This is a genomic window from Rhodococcus sp. P4_C10 (assembly GCF_056402135.1).
Map to the genome: position 1 here is coordinate 1 of NZ_JBFUHZ010000118.1, position 389 is coordinate 389.

Sequence of the window (389 nt, forward strand, 5' to 3'; positions counted from 1 at the left end):
CGTGGCTCCAGCAACCCGACCATAATCGAGTCATGAGTGTCCCCGCGCCTGAATCCCCCTCGTTCGAGCATGTCGACTTCGAGGCACTCGATTCGTTCCGTTTCCCGGACGGCGGCGGGTACCCCCAGAGCTACCGCGAGTTTGTTCGCTCCTGCGGCTGGGCCCGCACGTTCGGCCTGTGGCTCATCTACCCGCCCGTGCAACCCGGTTTCGCAGACGGGCGGGCCCGTGCAGCGAACCTCACCGAGCACTTCCACACGGTCTTCCGCGAGGGCGAAGAGGAGGAATTCGACTGGATGATCGAGCCCGACGGTAGCTGGGACCTCGCCGAACGACTCGAAGTCTTCGGCTGGAGCGAGAACGGCGACCTTCTCCTCTGGGACGTCGCA

1 pseudogene is annotated in these 389 nt (G+C 64.8%); it reads left to right on the forward strand.

The features are described from left to right. Positions 1-32 precede the first annotated feature (32 nt). A pseudogene (locus AC1DWC_RS26780) lies at positions 33-389 on the forward strand (hypothetical protein); the annotation flags it as partial.